This is a genomic window from Micromonospora sp. SL1-18 (genome assembly GCF_047921505.1).
In the GTDB taxonomy this organism is placed as follows: Bacteria; Actinomycetota; Actinomycetes; order Mycobacteriales; family Micromonosporaceae; genus Micromonospora.
The window spans coordinates 1-841 of record NZ_JBLROA010000192.1 but is presented as its reverse complement, the minus strand read 5'-3'; the positions used below and the strand labels follow the sequence as shown (position 1 = coordinate 841).

Genomic DNA, 841 nt, shown 5'->3' with positions numbered 1-841 from the left:
CCAGTCAAGGGCCGCCCCAGCAGGGTCGGCCCTTGACTGCGTTAGCGTCTTTGGCGACGCATTCAGGAAGGATGTACCTGTGAGTTCAGGACCGCAGGGCGGGGACCGCCCCCGCCGTTACGAGGATCGCGCCGAGCGTGGCGAGGGGCGCGGCGACGCCCGCCGCGACGACCGCCCCTCGTACCGGGGCGGCCGCGACGACCGCTCGCGCGGCGGCGACCGCCGCGAGGGTGGCTTCCGGTCGGGTCCCCGCGAAGGCGGGCTCCGGGACGGCGATCGCCGTGAAGCTGGCTTCCGCGCCGGGCCACGAGAGGGCGGGTTCCGCCGCGACGACCGCGAGGGCGGCTTCCGCAGCGGCGACCGTCGGGATGACCGGGACGCGGGCTTCCGGGGTGCTGACCGTCGTGAGGGCGGTTTCCGGGGTGGCGATCGGCGGGAGGGCTTCCGGTCGGGCCCGCGCGAGGGTGGCTTCCGCCGTGAGGACCGGCGTGAGGGCGGCTTCGGCGGCGGTGAACGCCGGGAAGGCTCCCGCGAGGGCGGGTTCCGCGGTGGTGACCGCCGTGAGGGTGGCTTCCGGCGGGACGACCGCGCCGGTGGGTTCCGTGGCGGCGACCGGCGTGACGGTGGTTTCCGGGGCGGCGAGCAGCGTGAGGGCTACCGGCGGGACGATCGTGCCGGCGGTTCCCGCGGCGGTGACCGTCGCCAGGACGGTTTCGGCCGGGATGACCGTGCGGGCGGTTTCCGACGGGACGGCGCCGGTCCGCGTGAGGGTGGCTTCCGTCGTGAGGACCGGCGTGAGGGCGGCTTCGGCGGCGGTGAGCGCCGGGAAGGCTTCCGCGGG

General features: G+C 76.2%; 1 pseudogene. It reads right to left on the bottom strand.

The window, feature by feature from the left end:
• Positions 1-85: 85 nt before the first annotated feature.
• Positions 86-841 (bottom strand): annotated as a pseudogene (locus ACNAW0_RS30490) (hypothetical protein); the annotation flags it as partial.